General features: G+C 74.5%; 19 protein-coding genes. 5 read left to right on the top strand and 14 right to left on the bottom strand.

Annotated features, from left to right (window positions below):
- Nucleotides 1–5 precede the first annotated feature (5 nt).
- The 4 genes from ND486_RS01015 to ND486_RS01000 all read right to left on the bottom strand — a co-directional run bounded on the left by ND486_RS01015 (nucleotide 6) and on the right by ND486_RS01000 (nucleotide 3701).
- Nucleotides 6–875 (bottom strand): dioxygenase, encoded by an 870-nt coding sequence (locus tag ND486_RS01015; protein ID WP_251782360.1) that lies wholly within the window; start codon nucleotides 873–875, stop codon nucleotides 6–8.
- A complete protein-coding gene (locus tag ND486_RS01010) occupies nucleotides 872–1669 on the bottom strand; it encodes a citryl-CoA lyase (RefSeq protein WP_251782359.1) in 798 nt (265 codons plus the stop codon). The genes ND486_RS01015 and ND486_RS01010 overlap by 4 nt, the downstream gene beginning before the upstream one ends.
- Nucleotides 1666–2817, bottom strand: a complete 1152-nt coding sequence (locus ND486_RS01005; RefSeq protein ID WP_251782358.1) for a CaiB/BaiF CoA-transferase family protein — start codon at nucleotides 2815–2817, stop codon at nucleotides 1666–1668. Before ND486_RS01005 ends, ND486_RS01010 begins: the two co-directional genes overlap by 4 nt.
- Nucleotides 2818–2891: 74 nt before the next feature.
- Entirely contained in the window at nucleotides 2892–3701 is an 810-nt protein-coding gene (locus ND486_RS01000; RefSeq protein ID WP_251782357.1) for an IclR family transcriptional regulator C-terminal domain-containing protein, read from the bottom strand.
- A 128-nt stretch (nucleotides 3702–3829) separates the two neighbouring features.
- On the opposite strand from ND486_RS01000, the gene ND486_RS00995 reads away from it, so the two are divergent.
- Nucleotides 3830–5251 (top strand): amidohydrolase family protein, encoded by a 1422-nt coding sequence (locus ND486_RS00995; protein WP_251782356.1) that lies wholly within the window; start codon nucleotides 3830–3832, stop codon nucleotides 5249–5251.
- Here the strand turns inward: ND486_RS00995 and ND486_RS00990 are convergent, their stop codons facing one another.
- Nucleotides 5252–5791: a class I SAM-dependent methyltransferase gene (locus ND486_RS00990; RefSeq protein WP_251782355.1), complete on the bottom strand. Its 540-nt coding sequence runs from the start codon at nucleotides 5789–5791 to the stop codon at nucleotides 5252–5254.
- A gap of 7 nt (nucleotides 5792–5798) precedes the next feature.
- Nucleotides 5799–7100 (bottom strand): histidine--tRNA ligase, encoded by a 1302-nt coding sequence (gene hisS / locus ND486_RS00985; protein WP_174565858.1) that lies wholly within the window; start codon nucleotides 7098–7100, stop codon nucleotides 5799–5801.
- A 136-nt stretch (nucleotides 7101–7236) separates the two neighbouring features.
- On the opposite strand from hisS, the gene ND486_RS00980 reads away from it, so the two are divergent.
- On the top strand, nucleotides 7237–8088 hold the full coding sequence (locus tag ND486_RS00980) for a peptidylprolyl isomerase (protein ID WP_208823689.1): 852 nt from the start codon (nucleotides 7237–7239) through the stop codon (nucleotides 8086–8088).
- Between the two features lie 40 nt (nucleotides 8089–8128).
- Here the strand turns inward: ND486_RS00980 and ND486_RS00975 are convergent, their stop codons facing one another.
- The 8 genes from ND486_RS00975 to ruvC form a co-directional block, all read right to left on the bottom strand.
- Nucleotides 8129–10414: a bifunctional (p)ppGpp synthetase/guanosine-3',5'-bis(diphosphate) 3'-pyrophosphohydrolase gene (locus ND486_RS00975; RefSeq protein WP_251782968.1), complete on the bottom strand. Its 2286-nt coding sequence runs from the start codon at nucleotides 10412–10414 to the stop codon at nucleotides 8129–8131.
- Between the two features lie 121 nt (nucleotides 10415–10535).
- Nucleotides 10536–11111, bottom strand: a complete 576-nt coding sequence (locus ND486_RS00970) for an adenine phosphoribosyltransferase (protein ID WP_251782354.1) — start codon at nucleotides 11109–11111, stop codon at nucleotides 10536–10538.
- Complete coding sequence (secF, locus tag ND486_RS00965) at nucleotides 11108–12262, bottom strand: protein translocase subunit SecF (RefSeq protein WP_251782353.1); 1155 nt, start codon at nucleotides 12260–12262, stop codon at nucleotides 11108–11110. Before secF ends, ND486_RS00970 begins: the two co-directional genes overlap by 4 nt.
- Nucleotides 12259–14004 carry a protein translocase subunit SecD gene (secD, locus tag ND486_RS00960; RefSeq protein ID WP_251782352.1) on the bottom strand — a complete coding sequence of 582 codons (1746 nt, stop codon included), beginning with the start codon at nucleotides 14002–14004 and terminating at the stop codon, nucleotides 12259–12261. Before secD ends, secF begins: the two co-directional genes overlap by 4 nt.
- A 152-nt stretch (nucleotides 14005–14156) precedes the next feature.
- Nucleotides 14157–14531: a preprotein translocase subunit YajC gene (gene yajC, locus ND486_RS00955; RefSeq protein ID WP_062395704.1), complete on the bottom strand. Its 375-nt coding sequence runs from the start codon at nucleotides 14529–14531 to the stop codon at nucleotides 14157–14159.
- A 352-nt stretch (nucleotides 14532–14883) separates the two neighbouring features.
- Nucleotides 14884–15957 (bottom strand): Holliday junction branch migration DNA helicase RuvB, encoded by a 1074-nt coding sequence (gene ruvB, locus ND486_RS00950; RefSeq protein WP_308215783.1) that lies wholly within the window; start codon nucleotides 15955–15957, stop codon nucleotides 14884–14886.
- Entirely contained in the window at nucleotides 15954–16559 is a 606-nt protein-coding gene (gene ruvA / locus ND486_RS00945) for a Holliday junction branch migration protein RuvA (protein WP_062395706.1), read from the bottom strand. Before ruvA ends, ruvB begins: the two co-directional genes overlap by 4 nt.
- Nucleotides 16560–16661: 102 nt before the next feature.
- On the bottom strand, nucleotides 16662–17312 hold the full coding sequence (gene ruvC, locus ND486_RS00940; RefSeq protein WP_251782966.1) for a crossover junction endodeoxyribonuclease RuvC: 651 nt from the start codon (nucleotides 17310–17312) through the stop codon (nucleotides 16662–16664).
- A 132-nt stretch (nucleotides 17313–17444) separates the two neighbouring features.
- Between ruvC and ND486_RS00935 the strand changes: the two genes are divergently transcribed.
- The 3 genes from ND486_RS00935 to ND486_RS00925 are packed head-to-tail and all read left to right on the top strand — an operon-like array spanning nucleotide 17445 to nucleotide 19830.
- Entirely contained in the window at nucleotides 17445–18593 is a 1149-nt protein-coding gene (locus ND486_RS00935; RefSeq protein ID WP_251782351.1) for an alpha/beta hydrolase, read from the top strand.
- Nucleotides 18593–19192, top strand: coding sequence for an MOSC domain-containing protein (locus ND486_RS00930; protein WP_251782350.1), 600 nt, complete (start codon nucleotides 18593–18595; stop codon nucleotides 19190–19192). Before ND486_RS00935 ends, ND486_RS00930 begins: the two co-directional genes overlap by 1 nt.
- Before the next feature lie 56 nt (nucleotides 19193–19248).
- Nucleotides 19249–19830, top strand: a complete 582-nt coding sequence (locus ND486_RS00925) for a hypothetical protein (RefSeq protein ID WP_251782349.1) — start codon at nucleotides 19249–19251, stop codon at nucleotides 19828–19830.
- The last annotated feature ends 11 nt before the right edge of the window (nucleotides 19831–19841 follow it).

Genomic DNA, 19841 nt, shown 5'->3' with positions numbered 1-19841 from the left:
GCGACCTACCCGGCGGGCTGGAGCACGAAGTCGTAGCGGGCCTCGTACCAGGGCACCTCGCTGTGCCCGCCGTCCGGCGTGGGGCCGGGCTCGCGGCGGGTGAAGCCGACGACGAGCTCGTGCCTGACCCCGAAGACGACGTCGGAGTCGAGGAACTCGGTGCCTTCCCGGAACAGGTGGGTGATCAGCGGCTCGTAGCCGGGCACGGCCAGCAGGAAGTGGATGTGCGCGGGCCGCATCGGGCTGATGTCGGTGCGCGAGACGAGATCGCCGACGGGGCCGTCCATCGGGATGGCGTAGCCGAGCGGGGCGATGGTGCGCAGGCAGTAGCCGCCGTCGTCGCCGGTGGTGTACTTCGCGCGCAGCCGGGCCTCGTCGACGTCGAGCTGGGCCTCGTAGGTGCCGTCGGCGTCGGACTGCCAGACGTCGAGGACCGCGCCGGTCACCGGGGTGCCGTCGAGCGCGCGGACGCTGCCGTGCACGAACAGCGGGTCGCCGGGCAGCCCGTCGGACATGTCCTCGCCGGAGGCCTTCTCCGGGGATCCGTCGATGTGGAACGGGCCCAGCACCGTCGCCGGGGTGGCGGCCGGGTCGAGCCGGTGGTTCTGCTGGACGACGAGCATGGACAGCCCGAGCACGTCGGAGGCGAGGATGAACTCCTCGCGCTTGTCGTCGGAGATCTGCCCGGTGGCCGTCAGCCAGCGCACCGCAGCCATCCACTCGTCCTCGGTGAGACGGGTCTCGCGGGCGAAGTCGTGCAGGTGGCGCACCAGGGCGGTCATCAGCTCGGCGGTGCGCGGGTCGTGCGCGGTCGCCCAGCGCGCGACGGCGGCGTCGGTGATCGTGTCCTCGGTGACGGTGGTGGGCTGCGTCATCGCAGGTCTCCCTCGGGCTGGTACGGGTCGGGGTCGACGGACCGGTTGTGCAGGTCCACGGACAGGAAGATGTCGTTGGCGACGGGATGGCGCAGCTCCTCGGCGAGCTGGCCGATCAGGCCCGCGGTGCGGGCGAGCAGGGCGAAGCCGCGCAGCAGCTCCAGCGGCAGGCCGAGGTCGGCCAGCGCGGCGCCGCAGACGCCGGCGCCGTTGAGCGGCAGCGTCCGCCCCAGCACCTGCGGGTGCACCCGGCCGATCGCGGCGAACAGGCTCAGGTGCGGGCCGGTCAGCCCCTCCTGCGCGGCGATGGTGAACAGTCGTGGGGTGCGGGGGTCGCCGTCCTTGTGGACGTGGTGGCCGAGGCCCGGCACGAACCGCTTCGCGGCCCGCTGCGCGGTGACGACGTCGAGGGCGACGGCGTCCCAGCCGTCGTCGGTGGTGGGGCGCTCGGCGGGCAGGTGGTCGTGCAGGAACCGGCCGCAGTCCTCGGTCACGCCGAGGAAGCGCGATCCGCCCCCGAGCAGCCCGGCGGCGAGCGCGCCCTGCACCGAGTCCGGCGCGGACAGGTGGGTGAGCCGGGTGACGATCGCGGTCGGGGTGAACCCGTGGTCGGCCAGCGCGGCGAGGACGGCCTCGAACACGCGGGTCTCACCGGGGGTGGGGCGACGCTGGGTGGCGAGCCAGAACGCGAGCTCGCCGAACCCGACCTTCCCCATGACGTCGTCGGCGAGGTCGTGGCCGAGCAGGGTGATGGCGTCCTTCGACGAGGCGCCCAGGGCGGTGGGGTAGGTCATGAGTCGAGCCACTTCCGCAGGTCGGCGCCGTGCTCGTCGAGCCGCGGCGGAGGGAGCCGGTAGACGGCCGGGGTGGCGGAGAACCGGACCGGGTGCCGGGTGGTGGGCACCGCGCGGTCCCCCTCCCCGACCGTGACGACGGGATCGAGCCCGAAGCGCTCGGCCATCGCGAACCCGCCGTCGATGGTCTGGATCGGCCCGGCCGGCACGCCGGCGGCGGTGAGCAGCTCGAACCACTCGACGGCCCCCCGGGTCACCAGCCGCTCGACCAGCAGCGGGCGCAGCTCCTCCCGGTTGACCGTGCGGTCGGCGTTGCGGGCGAAGCGGGGGTCGTCGGCGAGGCCGGGCACCTCGAGCACGCCGCAGAGCTTGCGGAACTGGGCGTCGTTGCCGGCGGCGACGATGAGGTCGTCGTCGGCGGTGGGCATCGGCTCGTAGGGGAAGACCGACGGGTGGGCGTTGCCCATCCGGTAGGGCACCGTCCCGCCGGCGACCCAGGCGGAGCTGTGGTTGACCAGGCCGGTCAGCGCGGAGGACAGCAGGTTGACCTCGACGTGCTGGCCGGCGCCGGTGCGGTCGCGGTGGCGCAGCGCGGCGAGGACGCCGATCGCGGCGTGGTTGCCCGCCATCACGTCGAACACCGAGATCCCGGCCCGGTACGGCGGCCCGTCCGGGTCGCCGGTGAGGCTCATCAGCCCGGACATCGCCTGCACCATGAGGTCGTAGCCGGGGACGTGCGCGCCCGCACCGGAGCCGAACCCGGAGATCGAGGCGTAGACGACACCGGGGTTGTCGGCGGCGACGGAGGCGTGGTCCAGCCCGAAGCGGGCCATCCCGCCGGGCCGCAGGTTCTCGATGACGACGTCGGCGCGGCGGGCGAGCTCGCGGGCCGCGGCGAGGTCGCCGGGGTCGCGCAGGTCGAGCGCGATCGACCGCTTCCCCCGGTTGATGCCGAGGTAGTAGGTGGCCTCGCCGTCGCGCTCGGGCGGGGTCCAGGTGCGGGTGTCGTCGCCCGCCGGTCCCTCGACCTTGACGACGTCGGCGCCCATGTCCGCCAGCAGCATCGTCGCGTACGGCCCGGCCAGGATCCGGGAGAAGTCGGCGACGAGTACGCCGTCGAGCGGCCCGCCGGTTCCGGGTTCCGCCATCGGGGTCCCTCCGAAGTGATCGCTGTGCGGACGAGTGTCCGCCAGACGATCGTGGCCCCGGGCGCGGGCGGCGGTCAAGCCGTGGCCGACACCGTCACGTGCGGCGCGGAGGCGAGCCGGGCGAAGTCGGCGCTGATGTCGCCCGCGGCCTGCAGCAGCAGCGGCAGATGGTGTTCGAGCAGGGTCTCCAGCGAGGTCTCCGCGGCGTGGCAGTTGACGTTGACCCCGGCGACGACCCGGCCCTCGCCGTCGCGCAGCGGGGCGGCGACCGAGCGGATGCCCGGGGCGAGCTGCTCGTCGGTCAGCGCCCAGCCGCGGGCTCGGACCTCGCGCAGCTCGGCGTCGCGCTCGGCGGGCGCCGGGGCGTGCCGCGGGGTCAGCCCGGAGCGCGACGGCTCGGCCAGCACCCGCTCCAGCTCCTCGGGGGCCAGTGCGGCGAGCTGCACCTTCCCCAGCGACGTCGACGCGGCCGGGAACCGCGTCCCGATCTGCACCGACAGCGCGACGATCTTGGGCACCGCGACCCGCGCGACGTAGACGATGTCACTGCCGTCGAGCTGGGCGATCGAGCACGACTCGTGGGTCCGCGCGACGAGGCGCTCCAGGTGCGGCCGGGCGACGTCCCACAGCCCGGTCGAACGGACGTAGGCGACGCCCAGGTCCAGCACCCGCGGGGTGAGGGCGTAGCCGCGCTCGCCGGAGCGGACGTAGCCGAGCTCGGTGAGGGTGAGCAGCACCCGCCGCACGGTCGGCCGGGCGAGCCCGGTCGCCCCGGCCAGGTCGGCGAGGGTCATCTCCGCCCGGCCGGGCCGGAAGGCGGTGATCACGTCGAGACCGCGGGCGAGCGCCTCGATGAAGTCCGGGCCGGTCCCGTCGCGTGCCATGGGCCCACGGTAGCCGGACACCCCAGCGACCCGGCCGTTGACAGCACAAGAAGGGTGCGCGACAGTGACCGCCGTCCGTGCGATGTCCGCACAGCGGACGCTTGTCCGCAAGAACGAGGGGTGCGTCGATGAGCGTCGTCTTCCGCAACGGGACCGTCCTGACCGTGGACGCGGGCCGGACGGTCCTGTCCGGCCACGACGTCCTGGTGACCGGTGACCGGATCGCCGCGGTCGGGGTGGGCCTGGAGGTGCCCGAGGGCACCGAGGAGGTCGACGCGACCGGCGGGATCGTGATGCCGGGCATGGTCGACACCCACCGGCACATGTGGCAGACCTCGCTGCGCGGGTACGGCGCCGACTGGACGCTCACCCAGTACTTCGTCTGGAACTACCTGGAGTGGGGCAGGATCTTCCGCCCGGAGGACATCCACGCGGGGAACCTGCTCGCCGCGCTGGAGGCCCTCGACGCGGGCGTGACCACCACCGTCGACTGGTCGCACGGCCTGCAGACCCCGCAGCACGCCGACGCCGCCGTCGACGCCCTGACCGCCACCGCGGGCCGGTTCGTGCTCGCCTACGGCAACATCCACGACGCCCCCGCGAACTGGACCGCCGACCCCGGGTTCCGCGAGTTCGTGTCGCGGCGCATCACCCCCGGCGACGACATGCTCGGCTTCCAGCTCGCCTTCGACGTCACCGGTGACCCCGCGTTCCCCGAGCGCCCCGCGTTCGAGGTGGCCCGCGAGCTCGGCGTCGGCGTCACCACGCACGCCGGGGTGTGGGGCGCGACCAACGACGACGGCGTCCGGCTCATGCACGAGCACGGCTTCGCCGGGCCGGACACCGTCTACGTGCACGCCGCGACCCTGTCCGCCGACTCCTACCACCGGATCGCCGCGACCGGCGGCTCGGTGTCGGTGTCCACCGAGAGCGAGCAGAGCGCCGGTCAGGGCTACCCGCCCACCTGGGCGCTGCGCGAGCACGGGATCCCGGTGTCGCTGTCGATGGACACCTCGATGTGGTGGAGCGCGGACCTGTTCTCGGCGATGCGCACCACGCTGGGCGCCGACCGGTCCCGCGAGCACCTGGAGGCACACGCGCGCGGGGACACCGTCACCCACTCGTCGCTGCGGGCCGAGCAGGTCGTGGAGTGGGCGACCCGCGGCGGGGCCCGCGCGATCGGGCGCGAGTCCGACCTCGGCTCGGTCGAGGTCGGCAAGAAGGCCGACCTGGTGCTGCTGCGCAACGACCACTCACCGGTGTCGTTCCCGCTGCTCAACCCGCACGGTCACGTCGCGTTCCAGGCCCAGCGCGGCGACGTGCACACCGTGCTGGTGGACGGGCGCGTGGTGAAGCGCGACGGGCGCCTGGTCGACGTCGACCTCGCCGCCGCGCGGACCGCGGTCACCGCCACCGTCGAGCACCTGCGCGCCACGATGGGCGAGGCGGCCTGGCAGGCCGGGATGAACCCCGAGATCCCCGAGACCGAGGTCCTCGACAACCCCTACACCTACACCGACTACCGCAGCGCGGCCACGCACGGCGGCTGATCAGGCGGGGAGGCGGGCGACCAGGTGCGCCTCGCCGTCGCCCTCGCCGTGTGCGAGGACCTCGAGGCCGGCGAACGCGGCGGTCAGCTCACCGGGCACCGCCCGGAACGGGCCGCCCGTGTCGCCGACCTCGGACAGCACCGTGACCACCAGCAGCCCGCCCGGCGCGAGCGCGGCACGCAGCGCCGGGTACAGCGCCGGGTCGCGGAACCGCTGGCAGACGACGACGTCGTAGCGGTCGTCGTCGCGGGGGAAGCCGGCGTCGAGGTCGGCCTCCACCCAGCGCACCCGTACGTCGTGGGCGGCGGCCAGCCCGGCGCCCGCGGCGAGCCCGGCCGGGGACACGTCGACGGCGACGACGTCGAGCCCGCGCATCGCCAGCCACACCGCGACCGCGCCGCGCCCGCAGGCCACGTCCAGCGCCCGGCCCGAGGACGGGAGCAGGTCCGTGCGCCCGCGCAGCGCGTCCGGCGGGAGCGGCGACCCGGCCCCCGCGGCGGTGTGCCGGGCGTCCCAGCGTTCGCGGTCCGAGGCCGCCACCGCGGCCTCAGCCCGCCAGGGCGGTCACGACGGCGTCGGTGACCGCGTCCAGCGGGACGTCCTGCTGCTCGCCGGAGACGAGGTCCTTCAGCCCGACGGTGCCGTTCTCCAGGTCCCGGTCCCCCAGGACCAGCGCGAACCGCGCACCGGACCGGTCGGCGGACTTCATCGCGCCCTTGAGCCCCCGGCCGCCGTAGGCCAGGTCGACCCGCAGGCCGCGTGCCCGCAGCTGCGCGGCGACCACGACCAGGCGGCGCTGCGCGGCGGCGCCGAGGGACACCCCGAACACCTCGACGCGGGCGTCCGACCAGGGCTGCACACCCTCGGCGCGGCAGGCGAGCAGCGTGCGGTCGACGCCGATGCCGAACCCGACGCCGGACAGCTCGGGGCCGCCGAGGGTCGCCATCAGGCCGTCGTAGCGGCCGCCACCACCGATGCCGGACTGCGCGCCGAGGCCGTCGTGGACGAACTCGAAGGTGGTCTTGGTGTAGTAGTCCAGGCCGCGGACCATGCGCGGGTTCGGCGTGTAGGCGACGCCGAGGTCGTCGAGGTGGGCGAGCACCCGGGCGTGGTGGTCGGCGGCGGCGTCGGACAGGTGGTCCATCAGCAGCGGCGCGTCGGCCATCGCGGCGCGGACCTCGGGGCGCTTGTCGTCGAGCACGCGCAGCGGGTTGATCTCCGCCCGGGCCCGGGTCGCCTCGTCGAGGTCGAGCCCGGCCAGGAACTCCTGCAGCCGCTCCCGGTAGGCCGGCCGGCACTCGGCGTCGCCGAGCGAGGTGATCTCCAGCCGGTAGCCGGTCAGGCCGAGGGCCTTGAAGCCCTCGTCGGCGATCGCGATGACCTCGGCGTCCAGGCCTGCGTCGTCCACCCCGATCGCCTCGACGCCGACCTGCTGGAGCTGCCGGTAACGCCCGGCCTGGGGTCGCTCGTAGCGGAAGAAGGGGCCCGCGTAGCGGAGCTTGACCGGCAGGCCCTGCTTGTCGAGGTTGTGCTCGATCACCGAGCGGACCACGCCGGCGGTGCCCTCGGGGCGCAGCGTCACCGAGCGGTCGCCGCGGTCGGCGAAGGTGTACATCTCCTTGGAGACGACGTCGGTGGACTCCCCCACCCCGCGGGCGTAGAGGCCGGTGTCCTCGAACACGGGCAGCTCGATGTGGCCGTACCCGGCGCGCTCGGCGGCGGCGGCGAGGGTGTCCCGCACGTGCACGAACCCGGCCGAGGACGGCGGGAGGTACTCGGGGATGCCCTTCGGCGCGGCGAACGGCTCGGGCCTGCGGGCCCGGCCCACCTGCGGCTCGGTGGCGGTCACGGTTGCTGCACGTCCTCTCCGGGGATCATGTCGGGGGTCCTCCAGCCTAGAACCGGTGTCTCTCAGCTTTCTCCCCAGGTCGCCCCGATACCCTCACCGCGCGTACGAGTGATCAAGTCAGGGAGTTGGGCGGGACGTGGCGACGAACGAGCAGCGCCGGGAGGCGGCCAAGCGCAAGCTGGAGGCGCAGCAGGCCCACCGGGCGCAGCGGCAGCAGCAGCGCAAGCGAAACACGACGATCGCGGCCGTCGTGACGGTGCTGGTCGTGGTGCTGGCCGCGGTCGGGGTGTACGCGCTGACCTCGGCCTGGGGCGGTTCCGACGACGCCGGGCAGAGCGCCGCGGCGCCGGCGCCCGCCGGGGACGGCCCGGACACCGCCGGTCGGCCGACCGTGCCGCTGCCCACGCGCCCGACGGCGCTGCCGGCGTCGGTGGACTGCACCTACCCGAAGTCCCCCGAGCCCGCCTCGAAGCCGGTGAACCCGCCGGCGGCGGGCTCCACCCCGGCCCAGGGGACGGTCACGGCGGACCTGCAGACCAGCGCGGGCCCGATCGACCTGACGCTGGACCGCGGCCTGGCGCCGTGCACGGTCAAGAGCTTCGAGAGCCTGGCACAGCAGGGCTACTTCGACGGGACCTCCTGCCACCGGCTGACGACCAGCCCGGGCCTGCAGGTGCTCCAGTGCGGTGACCCGAGCGGCAGCGGGCGCGGCGGCCCGGGCTACTCCTTCGCCGACGAGGTGTTCCCCGGCCTCACCTACGGCCGCGGGCTGCTCGCGATGGCCAACGCCGGCCCCGACACCAACGGCAGCCAGTTCTTCATGATCTACGGCGACGCCCAGCTGCCGCCGAGCTACACCGTGTTCGGCTCCATCGGCTCCGAGGGCCTCGCGACGCTGGACAAGGTCGCCAAGGGCGGCGAGTCCGTCGGCTCCGGTGACGGCGTGCCGAGCATCCCGGTCGAGATCCAGCGCACCACCCTCGGCTGACCGGCTACCCGGTCCGCCCCCCGGGTGGGGCGGGCCGGGGTCAGGCCGCGCTGGTGACCCGGTAGACGTCGTAGACGCCCTCGATGTTGCGCACCGCATGGAGCAGGTGCCCGAGGTGCTTCGGGTCGCCCATCTCGAAGGAGAACCGGGAGATCGCGACGCGGTCGCGGGAGGTGGTCGTCGTCGCCGAGAGGATGTTGACCTTCTCGTCGGCCAGGACCTTCGTGACGTCGGACAGCAGCCGGTGCCGGTCGAGCGCCTCGACCTGGATGGCGACCAGGAACACCGACTCCGGCGACACCGACCAGGTCACGTCGACCAGCCGCTCCTCGCGCGCGGTGAGGTCCCCGGCGTTGGTGCAGTCGGTGCGGTGCACGCTGATCCCGCCGCCGCGGGTGACGAACCCGAGGATCTCGTCGCCCGGCACCGGGGTGCAGCAGCGGGCGAGCTTGATGTAGAGGTCGCCGAGGGCCTGCCCGTCCTCGCCGCTGACGACGACGCCGGCGTTGCCCGACGGACGCCGGTGGCGGACCGTCGACGGCGTCGCCCGCTCGGCGAGCTCCTCCTCGGCCTCCTCCTCGCCGCCGAACCACGCGACGAGACGCTGCACGACGTGCTGGGCGCTGGCCTGGTGCTCGCCGACGGCGGCGTAGAGCGCGGAGACGTCGGAGTAGTGCATCTCCCGGGCGAGCGCGGACATCGCGTCGCCGGAGATGAGCCGCTGCAGCGGCATCCCGGTGCGGCGCGCCTCCCGCGTGATGGCCTCCTTGCCCTCCTCGACGGCCTCCTCGCGGCGCTCCTTGGCGAACCACTGCTTGATCTTGGCCTTGGCCCGCGGGGACTTCGCGATCTGCAGCCAGTCCCGCGACGGCCCGGCGTCCTCGGCCTTGGAGGTGAAGATCTCGACGACATCGCCGGAGGACAGCTGCCGCTCCAGGGCGACGAGCTTGCCGTTGACCCGGGAGCCGATGCAGCGGTGCCCGACCTCGGTGTGCACGGCGTAGGCCAGGTCGATCGGGGTGGAGCCGGTGGGCAGGGTGACGACGTCGCCCTTCGGGGTGAAGACGAAGATCTCCCGCGCGGCGAGGTCGAAGCGCAGCGAGTCGAGGAACTCGCCGGGGTCGGCGGCCTCGCGCTGCCAGTCGAGCAGCTGGCGCATCCACGCCATCTCCTCGACCTCGACCTCCTTGTTGCCGCCGCCCTTGACCTCCTTGTACCGCCAGTGCGCGGCGATGCCGTACTCGGCGGTGCGGTGCATGGCGTGGGTGCGGATCTGCACCTCGAGGGGCTTGCCGTCCGGCCCGATCACCGTGGTGTGCAGCGACTGGTAGACGCCGAACCGGGGCTGGGCGATGTAGTCCTTGAACCGCCCGGGCATCGGCTGCCACAGCGCGTGCACCATGCCGATCGCGGCGTAGCAGTCGCGCACCTCGTCGACGAGCACCCGGACCCCGACGAGGTCGTGGATGTCGTCGAAGTCGCGGCCCTTGACGATCATCTTGCGGTAGATCGAGTAGTAGTGCTTCGGTCGGCCCTCGACCTTGGCCGGGATCCGCGCGGAGTCCAGCTGCGCGGACACCTCGTCGATGACCTGGCGCAGGTAGGTGTCGCGCGAGGGCGCCCGGTCGGCGACCAGCCGGACGATCTCCTGGTACTTCTTGGGCTGCAGGATCGCGAAGGACAGGTCCTCCAGCTCCAGCTTCACCGTGGCCATGCCGAGGCGGTGCGCGAGCGGGGCGAACACCTCGAGGGTCTCGTTGGCCTTCTTGACCTGCTTCTCCGGGCGCAGGAAGCGCATCGTGCGCATGTTGTGCAGCCGGTCGGACAGCTTGATGACCAGCACCCGCGGGTCCCGGGCCATCGCGACGACCATCTTGCGGATCGTCTCGGCCTCCGCGGCGGAGCCGAACTCGACCTTGTCCAGCTTGGTGACGCCGTCGACGAGGTGCGCGACCTCGTCGCCGAAGTCGGCGCGCAGCCGCTCCAGTGAGTAGTCGGTGTCCTCGACGGTGTCGTGCAGCAGGGCCGCGACCAGCGTCGTGGTGTCCATGCCCAGCTCGGCCAGGATCGTGGAGACGGCGAGCGGGTGGGTGATGTAGGGGTCCCCGGACTTGCGGGTCTGGCCGTCGTGCTTGTCCTCGGCGACGTCGTAGGCGCGCTGGAGCAGCACCAGGTCGGCCTTGGGGTGCAGCGAGCGGTGGACCGCGGCGAGCGGCTCCAGCACCGGGGTCACGATGGCGACGCGCTGCGGCGTCATCCGCCGGGCGATGCGGGCACGGACCCGGCGGGTCGCGGACGGGCGCGGCGGCTCGTCGTCGGGCGTCAGCGGGCGCGTGGCCGGATGGGCGCCGGTCCGGTCGACCTCGGTCACCGCACCTCCTGCTCGTGCTCGGTGGCGGGAAGGGTCCCGGGTCCGAGGATAGTCCGCGAATCGGGGCCCGTCGTGGTCAGGCGTTCAGCAGGGCGTCGATCCGCAGGTCACCCAGCTTCGCCCGGCCGTTCAGCGCGGCCAGCTCCAGCAGCGTGCCGAACCCGACGACCTCGGCCCCGGCGTCGGCCAGCAGGGCGCAGGCGGCCGCGGCGGTGCCGCCGGTGGCGAGCACGTCGTCGACCACGTAGACCCGCGTGCCCGGCTCGACGACCCCGGCCGGCAGCTCCAGGGTGGCGCTGCCGTACTCCAGGTCGTAGCTGCGCGACGCGGCGACCGCGGGCAGCTTGCCCGCCTTGCGGACCGGCACGGTGCCGACCCCGGCGACGAGCGCGACGGCGGCGCCGAGCAGGAACCCGCGCGCCTCCACCCCGACCACCAGGTCCGCCTCGCCCGCGTTGGCGGCCAGCTCGGTGGTGACGGTCGCGAAGGACTCCCCGTGCGCCAGCACCGGGGTGATGTCACGGAACAGCACCCCGGGCTGCGGGTAGTCGGGTACCGAGCGGACCAGCTCGGCGACCCGGAGCAGGTCGTCCGCGGAGTCCCCGGTGATCCCGGGCCCGACCCGGATGCCGTCGACCCGTGCCCCGCTCATCCGCGACGCCGTCCGGTCTTGCCGGTCGGGCGGGCGCCGGGCCGCGGGGCGGCGGGTGCGGAGGAGCTCACGGCGGCGAGGGTATCGGTGGCCGGATCGTCCTCGACGTCCGAGGCCGTCCCGCCCCGGCCGGCCGCGCGGGCACGACGCGCCTCGACCCGGGCGGCCTGGTCGCGGACCCGCTTGTCGCGCAGCTTGATGTCCACCAGGACCGGGGTGGCCAGCAGCAGCGAGGAGACGACACCGGTGATCATGCCGACCAGCTGTACCAGTGCCAGGTCGGCCAGCGTGCCGACACCGAGCAGACCGACACCGATCACGAGCAGGCCGAGCACCGGCAGGATCGCGATGAGCGAGGTGTTCATCGACCGCATCAGCGTCTGGTTCAGCGCGAGGTTCGCGGCCTCGGCGTAGGTGCGCCGGGTCAGCTTCAGCAGCCCGCGGGAGTTCTCCCGGACCTTGTCGAACACGACGACGGTGTCGTAGAGCGAGAACCCGAGGATGGTCAGCAGACCGATCACGGTGGCCGGGGTGACCTCCAGCCCGATGATCGAGTACACCCCGGCGGTCACGACGATGTCGTTGACGAGCGCGATCAGCGCCGCGGCGGCCATCGCCCGCTCGAAGTAGAACGCCAGGAACAGCGTGACCAGGACGATGAACACCGCCAGCGCGATCAGCGCCTGCGTGGTGACCTCGCCGCCCCAGGTGCCCGAGACCTGCGAGTCGCTGATCGAGGCGGCGCTCGGGGTGCCGTCCGCGCCGAGCGGCTGCAGCTGGGTGAACAGCGCCTCGCGCAGCGGCACGAGCTGCTCGGGGGTCAGCGGCTCGGACTGCAGCACGATGGACGCGGCGTCGCCGGACCCGACGGACTGGGTGACCTCGGGCGCGAAGCCGATCACGCCCTCGTAGACCCGGTCGACCTGCTGGGTGCTGATCGTGCCGTTCGCCCCGGTGGCGGGCAGCTGGATCTGGGAGCCGCCGGTGAAGTCGATCCCGAGGTTGAAGCCCCGGAAGACCAGCGACAGCACGCAGACGGCGATGAGCACGCCGAAGCCGATGTACCAGGTCTTCCGGCGGCCGATGATGTCGACGTTCGCGGTGCCGGTGGTGAGCCGGGTCCAGCCCGACAGCGACTCGGGGTTCGTCATGCGCCCGCTCCCTTCCCGGTGGTGGCCGCGCGCCTGCCGACGGCCGGCTTCTCACGGCGGTGCCGCGACCCGATCCGGTCGACCGCAGCGAGCCCGGACAGCCCGGGCCTGCCCAGCGACCTGGACCGGGAGATGAGCACGACCAGCGGGAACGTCACGAGGAACACGACGACGAGGTCGAGGACCGTGGACATGCCCAGGGTGAACGCGAAGCCGCGGACCTCGCCGACGGCCAGGATGTAGAGCACCGCGGCGGCGAGGAAGCTGACCGCGTCGGCGGTGAGGATCGTGCGCCGCGCCCGCTCCCAGGACCGCGGGACGGCCGAACGGAAGGTGCGGCCGTCGCGCATCTCGTCCTTGAGCCGTTCGAAGAAGATGACGAACGAGTCGGCCGTGATGCCGATGGCGATGATGAACCCGGCGACGCCCGCCAGGTCGAGGGTGAACCCGATCCAGCGCCCGAGCAGGATCAGCACCGCGTAGACGACGAGGCCGGACAGGGCCAGCGACAGGATCGTCAGGATGCCGAGCAGGCGGTAGTAGAACAGGCAGTAGGCGAACACCAGCACCAGGCCGACGGCGCCGGCGATGAGCCCGGCCTCCAGCGAGGCCAGCCCGAGGCTGGCGGAGACGGTCTGGGCGTTGCCGGAGTCGAACGACAGCGGCAGCGAGCCGTAGCGCAGCACCTGGGCGAGCTGCTGGGCCCGGTCCTGGTTGAACTGCCCCGAGATCTGGGTCTGCCCGAAGATCGGCTGGTTGATCGTGGGGGCCGAGACGACGTCGCCGTCGAGGACGAACGCGACGTTCTTGCCGACGTTCTCGGTCGTGTACCGGCCCCAGGTGTCGGCGCCCTGCGGCTTGAAGGTCAGCCCGACCACCCAGCCGACGCCCTGCTGGTTCTGCTGGGCCTGGGCGGAGGCGATCTCGGTGCCCTCGAGGAACGACGGGCCGAGCAGGTACTTGGACTGCCCGTCCTCGCTGCAGGCGACCAGCGGCCTGGTCGGGTCGTCGTAGCCCTGCAGGGGGTCCGGTGCGCCGCAGTTCAGCGCCAGCAGCGCCTGCAGCTGGGTGGCCTGGTCGGTGCTCTGCCGGGTCTCGCGGAGCTTCGTGACCTCGGCGGCGACGCGCGGGTCGTCCGGCGCGAGCCCGCTCGGGCTCGGCGTCGGGGACGGCGCGGGTGTCGGCGGCGGGTCCTGCAGCGGCGAGACCTGCGCGACCGGGGCGACGGGACGGCTCTGCTCGCCCATGCCCTGCGGCTGCGCCGGGGCGGGGCTCGCGGGGGCCTGGCTCGCGGGGGCCTGGCCGGTCTGCGCGTCCTGGCCCGGCGCGGGCTGCTGCCCGGCGGCCTGGTTCGCGGGGACGGGGCCCTGCAGCACCTCGCGGAAGCGCAGCTGCGCGGTCTGGCCCAGGGAGCGGGCCTGCTCACCGGCGTCGCCGGGGACGGTGATGACGATGTTGCTGCCGTCCAGCTGGACCTCGGCGCCGCTGACACCGAGCCCGTTGACGCGCTGCTCGATGATGTCCTGCGCCTGGATCAGCTGGTCACGCGGCGGTGGCTGCCCGTCGGTGGTGCGGGCGGTGAGCGTGACGCGGGTGCCACCCTGCAGGTCGATGCCCAGCTTCGGCGTGAGGTTGCCGCCCCCGGTGAGGAACACCAGTGCGTACAGCACCACGACGATGCCTGCGAAGGCCGTCAGGTAGCGCCAGGGGCGCACGTGCTGCTGCCCCGACGACGTTGCCACGTGATCGTTCTCCTGATCCGACTCGTGCGGCGGCCGCGGCCGGCCTCACGGTCGGTCGCCGTCCCACCGGGCCGGTGCGGCAGAGCCGCGGCCGGGCCCGGTACGGACGCCGAGGCCGCCGGAACGGGCCGCCCGGCCCGTTCCCGACGTGCTCAGTGGATCGTCGGCTTGTTCTCCGACGCGTCCTTGTCGGCCGGCTCGGCGACGGTCTCCTCCGTCGCCTCGTCGGTCGCGACCTTCTCCCGGATCGCCGCACGCAGCCAGGTGGTGACCACGCCGTCGGCGATCTCGAGGTCGATCGTGTCCTCGTACGAGGCGTCGACGATGGTGCCCCGCAGCCCGGACGTGGTGACGACGACGTCGCCGTCCTCCAGCGCCTGCTGCATCGCCTGCGTCTCCGCCATCTGCCTGCGCTGCTTGCGGCCGTTCAGGAACAACGGCACGAACAGCAGCAGGATGATGAGGAACGGCAGCAGGGAGAAGATGCTCGAGCCGCCACCGGCCTGCTGGGCGAGGATTGAAGTCATCGTGCGGGGTCTCCGTCTCGTCTCGTAATCGTGAGTGTGCCAGCCGGGACCGACACCGACGGCCGGCCCCCTCCCGGAGGCGGACCGCTCGTCGCAGTGCGACGGGCCGAACGGCGTCACCCGGGGCCCGCCGGCTGCCCGACACGCCCCGGAACGAGCCGGACGCCCGGATCGTTCCGGTACGCCCGCATCAGGACGCCCGCCGGGCACGCGGTGTCCGGAGGACTCCGCGCGGTGTGCGGACACCAGGGTGCCCGCGGTCCCGGCCGGGCGGTGCCCGATCCGTTCGGTCCGTCCGGATCCTCCCATGTGAGGCGGCCCGCGCACTCCGGTGCCCCGACGGCACGCCCGGTCAGAACAGCGGGTCGACCCGGTGCCCGGCCGGTGCGTCCGCGGGTGGGGTCAGCCCGAGGTGGGTCCAGGCCAGCGGGGTCGCGACCCGCCCGCGCGGGGTGCGGGCGATCATCCCGGCCCGCACCAGGTAGGGCTCGCAGACCTCCTCGACGGTCCCCGGCTCCTCCCCCACGGCGACGGCGAGGGTCGAGACGCCGACCGGGCCGCCGTGGAAGGAACGGACCAGCGCGCCGAGCACGGCACGGTCGAGCCGGTCGAGGCCGAGCTCGTCGACGTCGTAGACGGCCAGCGCGTCGCGGGCGACCTCCCGGGTGACCACGCCGTCCGCGCGGACCTCGGCGTAGTCGCGGACCCGGCGCAGCAGCCGGTTCGCCACCCGCGGGGTGCCGCGGCAGCGCCCGGCGATCTCGGCCGCGCCGTCCGCGCGCAGGTCGATGCCGAGGATCCCGGCGGCCCGGCGGAGCACGCGGTCCAGCTCGGGGACGTCGTAGAACTCCATCTGCCCGGTGAACCCGAACCGGTCACGCAGCGGACCGGTCAGCGATCCCGCCCGCGTCGTGGCTCCGACCAGGGTGAACGGTGCGACGTCGAGCGGGATCGAGGTGGCACCCGGGCCCTTGCCGACCACCACGTCGACCCGGAAGTCCTCCATCGCGAGATAGAGCATCTCCTCGGCGGGGCGGGCGGTGCGGTGGATCTCGTCGATGAACAGCACGTCGCCGGGCACGAGGTTGGACAGCATCGCGGCCAGGTCCCCCGCCCGCTCCAGCGCGGGGCCCGACGTCAGCCGGATCGCGGCGCCCATCTCCTGGGCGATGATCATGGCGAGGCTGGTCTTGCCGAGGCCGGGCGGGCCGGACAACAGGATGTGGTCCGGAGGGTCGCCGCGGCGCCGCGCGCCCTCCAGCACCAGCTGCAGCTGCTCGCGGACCCGTGGCTGCCCCACGAACTCCTCGAGCGACCGGGGCCGCAGCGACGCCTCGACGTCGGTGTCCCCGGGCTGGACCCCGGCATCGACGGCGCGCTCGTCGAGATGCCCGTCGACCCCGGCGTAGGGGTCGGGCTCGGTCACCGCGACCTGCCGAGGCTCGACAGCGCGGTCCGCAGCAGGTCCCGGGCGTCGGTGTCGGGGGCGTGGGCCAGCACCGCGTCCACGGCCTGCTCGGCCGGGCGCTGGGTGAAGCCGAGCCCGAGCAGCGCCTCGACGACCTGCTCGCGCACCCCGAGCACCGGGGCCGGCGCGGCCGCGACCGCACCCGCGGGCACCGCGACGGGCGCGGTCACCTTGTCGCGCAGTTCCACGACCAGGCGCTCGGCGCTCTTGCGCCCGACGCCGGGGATGCGGGTGAGGACGGCGAGGTCACCGTCGGCGAGTGCGCGGCGCAGCGTGTCCGGCTCCAGCACCGCGATCGTGGCGAGCGCGAGCCGCGTCCCGATCCCGGACACGGTCTGCAGCAGCAGGAACAGCTCGCGTTCCTCGGCGTCGGCGAACCCGTAGAGGGTCAGGGAGTCCTCGCGCACCACCAGCGTGGTCGGCAGCCGGGCCTCCTCGCCGCGACGCAGCCCGCCCAGCGTGGCGGGCGTGGCGTACACCGCGAGCCCGACCCCGCCGACCTCGACGACGGCGTGGTCCAGCCCGATCTCCAGCACCGGACCGCGCACCGAGTGGATCACTGACAGGTCCCCCTCCCACGAACGACCGTTCGAGGCACCGACGCTACCGGGCCACACCGACGGAACCGCACGCGACACCACGCCACCACCGGGCGAGACGGGTCAGCGTGCGCCCCAGCCGCCGGCGGACCGGGCGTCGGCGGCCGCGCGGGCCGCGGCCCACTGCTGGGCGGCGCTGGGCCGGGCGCCGCCCTGCTCCCGCTGCGCCTCGGCGAGCCGGGCCCGGTGCACCGCGGCCAGCTCCTCGGCGCGGGCCTGCGCCTGCGCCATCCGGTCGATCATCGGGGAGCGCCAGCAGTGGCAGATGGCCAGCGCGAGCGCGTCGGCGGCGTCGGCGGGCTTCGGGGGTGCGTCGAGACCGAGCAGCCGGGTGACCATCGCGGTGACCTGCGCCTTGCCCGCGCGGCCCTCCCCGGTGACGGCGGCCTTGACCTCGCTGGGGGTGTGGAAGGCGACCGGCAGCCCGGCCCGTGCGGCGACGAGCGCGACGACCCCGCTGACCTGCGCGGTGCCCATCACGGTGCGGACGTTGTTCTGGCTGAACACCCGCTCGACGGCGATCACGTCGGGGCGGTGCCGGGCCACCCAGCGCTCCACCTCGTCGGCGACGGTGAGCAGCCGCCGTTCCAGCGGCAGGTCCGGCTGGCTGCGGGCGACACCGACGTCGACGAACCCGACGGTCCGGCCCGCACCGGCCTCGACGACGCCGATCCCGCACCGCGTCAGTCCGGGGTCGACCCCGAGCACCCGCACCGCGTCCCCCTCGCCTCGGATCCGCACGGCCGTTCGAGAACCGTACCGGTGGAGGCGGTCCCATCCGGTGCGGGCACGCCGGACCGGCGGGTCCGGGCCGGGCCGGGCGGACCGGGATGACAGGGTGCGCGGGTGACGTCGTTCCTCCGGATCCTCGCGTGGGTGTGGGCCGCGCTGCTGCTGGTCGTGCTGGTGGGGACCTTCCGCCCCGAGACCCCGGGGATCGGGCTCGCGGGGTCGTTCCTGTCGGGCGCGTACCCGCTGCACGTGGCCCTGGCTGCGGTGCTGGGGATCCTGTTCGGGCTGGCGGCGCGGGCCGCGGGCGCGCGGTTCACCGGAGTCGCGACGGCGGTGCTCGCGCTGGCCGCGGTCGTCGGGTCGGTCACGGTGCTGGCCGCGCAGGGCCGGGCCGCGTCCGAGCAGGGCGTCCCGCTGGACTGGACGGCGACGCTGACCGAGCTGGGCCAGCCCGACGGGCGGCCGGACCGGTCGGTGGAGTTCGCCCCCGGCCGCACGCTGGACCTCTACCTGCCGACCGGCGCGGGTCCGCACCCGACGATGGTGTGGGTGCACGGCGGGTCGTGGACGAGCGGGGACCGCGGCGACCGCACCGCGCTGAACCGGTGGCTCGCCGAGCGCGGCTGGGCGGTCGCGGCGGTGGACTACCGGCTGCCGCCGCCCGAGCCCGTCGGCCGCGACCAGCAGCGCGACGTCGCGTGCGCCGTCGACTGGGTCCGCGCGCACGCGGGCGAGGCGGGTCTGGATCCCGCGCGGCTGGTGCTGGCCGGGCAGTCCGCCGGCGCGACGCTGGCGCTGTCGACCACGTCCGGGCTGCTCGACGGGACGCTGGCGTGCTCCGAGGCACCGGCCGCGTACGGCGGCACCGGCCCGGCCGACGCCCCGCCGCCCACGCCCGGCCCGCCGCCGGTCGGCGTGGTCGCCTACTACCCGCCCGTCGACCTGACGCTGGTCGACCCGGACCTGCAGCGCACCCTGTTCGGCGGCACCGCCGAGCAGGCTCCGGGCCTGCTGCGGCTGCTCTCCCCCGCCGAGCAGGTCCGCCCGGGGCTCCCGCCGACCCTGCTGCTGCTCGGCTCCGCGGACCACTACGTCCTGCCCGACCGGGTCGCCGCCTACGACCGGGAGCTCCGCTCCGCGGGGGTCGACGGCAGGCTGGTCACCGTCCCCTACGCCGACCACGTCTTCGACCGGCCCTTCGGCAGCCCGGGCGCGCAGCTGACCCGGGAGGCCGTGATCCGGTTCCTGACCGGGCTGAACTGATGCGGGTCGAGGTCACCGCCCTGCTGGCCGCGTCCCGGCACGCCTACGAGGGCAGGCCCGCGGACGGGCCCCGGCCCGACCCGGAGCCACCGCTGCGCCGCGAGGTCCGGGTCCGTGCCGGCCACGGGATCGTCGGCGACCGCTACGCCGGCCGCCCGGCCCACGCCCGCGCCGCGGTGACCCTGCTGGCCGCGGAGTCGCTGGACCACCTGCGCGCGGTGCTCGGCGACGCCGTCGACGCGACCCCGCGGGCGATGCGGCGCAACGTCGTCCTGCGCGGCGCCCCGGTCGACGCGCTCGCCGCACCGGGCCGCGGCGGCACCGGCGCGCTGTTCGCCCTGGACTCCGGCGACGGGCCGGTCCGCTTCCGCGCGCACCGCGCCGCCGCACCGTGCCGCTGGATGGACACCGAGATCGGCGACGGCGCGTGGGCGGCGCTGCGCGGCCGGGGCGGTGTCCGCTGCGAGCCCCTCGACGACGGCGTGCTCCGCCTCGGGTCGGCCGAGCTGACGATCCTGGAACCGGCGACAGCCGTACCGCCGGACGCCGGGCACGGACCGTCCGGCGGGATGTCCCCACCGTCCGCCGCGACGACGTAACAGCAGGTGGGGGGTTTGCGACGCTACCGGCGTCGGCCCCGGAGGAGGTGACGCCGATGCCCCTCGTCCCGCACCCCCGCCGCCCCGACGAGCCACCGGCCGCGCCGGCGCAGACGGGCGTCGTCGTCCACCGGGGACTGCCCGGGGACCGGGCGACCTGGGCGCGCCGGGCCGGCCGGATCGGCGGGCTCCTGGTCGCCCTGGCCGACGCCGAGTCCGGCGGGCTGGAGCTGCCCGCGTCGCTGGCCGGGCGCCGTGCGCTGTGGGCGTGGTCGCGTTCCGCGGAACGCGCGGTCGCCGCGGCGGGCGACGCCGACGCGGTCGTCGTGATCCACACCGACGACGCCGACGTCCTCGCCGCCGCCGGACGCGACCTGGCCGCGGTGCTGCGCCACGAGCGCGACACCCTCCGCACCGCCACCCCCGGCGACGCCCCGACCGGCGCCACGGCCCGGACGGGCCCGGACGGACGGCTCTGCGCGATCCTGCACGCCGCGGCCCGCCGGCAGGACGTCGCGGTGGAGCAGCTCGTCGCCGAGCTGGGCCGCGCCGCCCGGGTCCTCGCGCCCGGACACCTGCGCCACCACTCCGGAGCCGCGTACGGCGCCGCCCCCGCACCGGGGACGGTCGCCGGCTGACCCCGCCCCCT

The sequence above is a fragment of the Pseudonocardia sp. DR1-2 genome (genome assembly GCF_023717215.1).
Taxonomy (GTDB): domain Bacteria; phylum Actinomycetota; class Actinomycetes; order Mycobacteriales; family Pseudonocardiaceae; genus Pseudonocardia; species Pseudonocardia alni.
The sequence above is the reverse complement of the archived record's forward strand: the minus strand, read 5'-3'. Positions and strand labels throughout refer to the sequence as shown.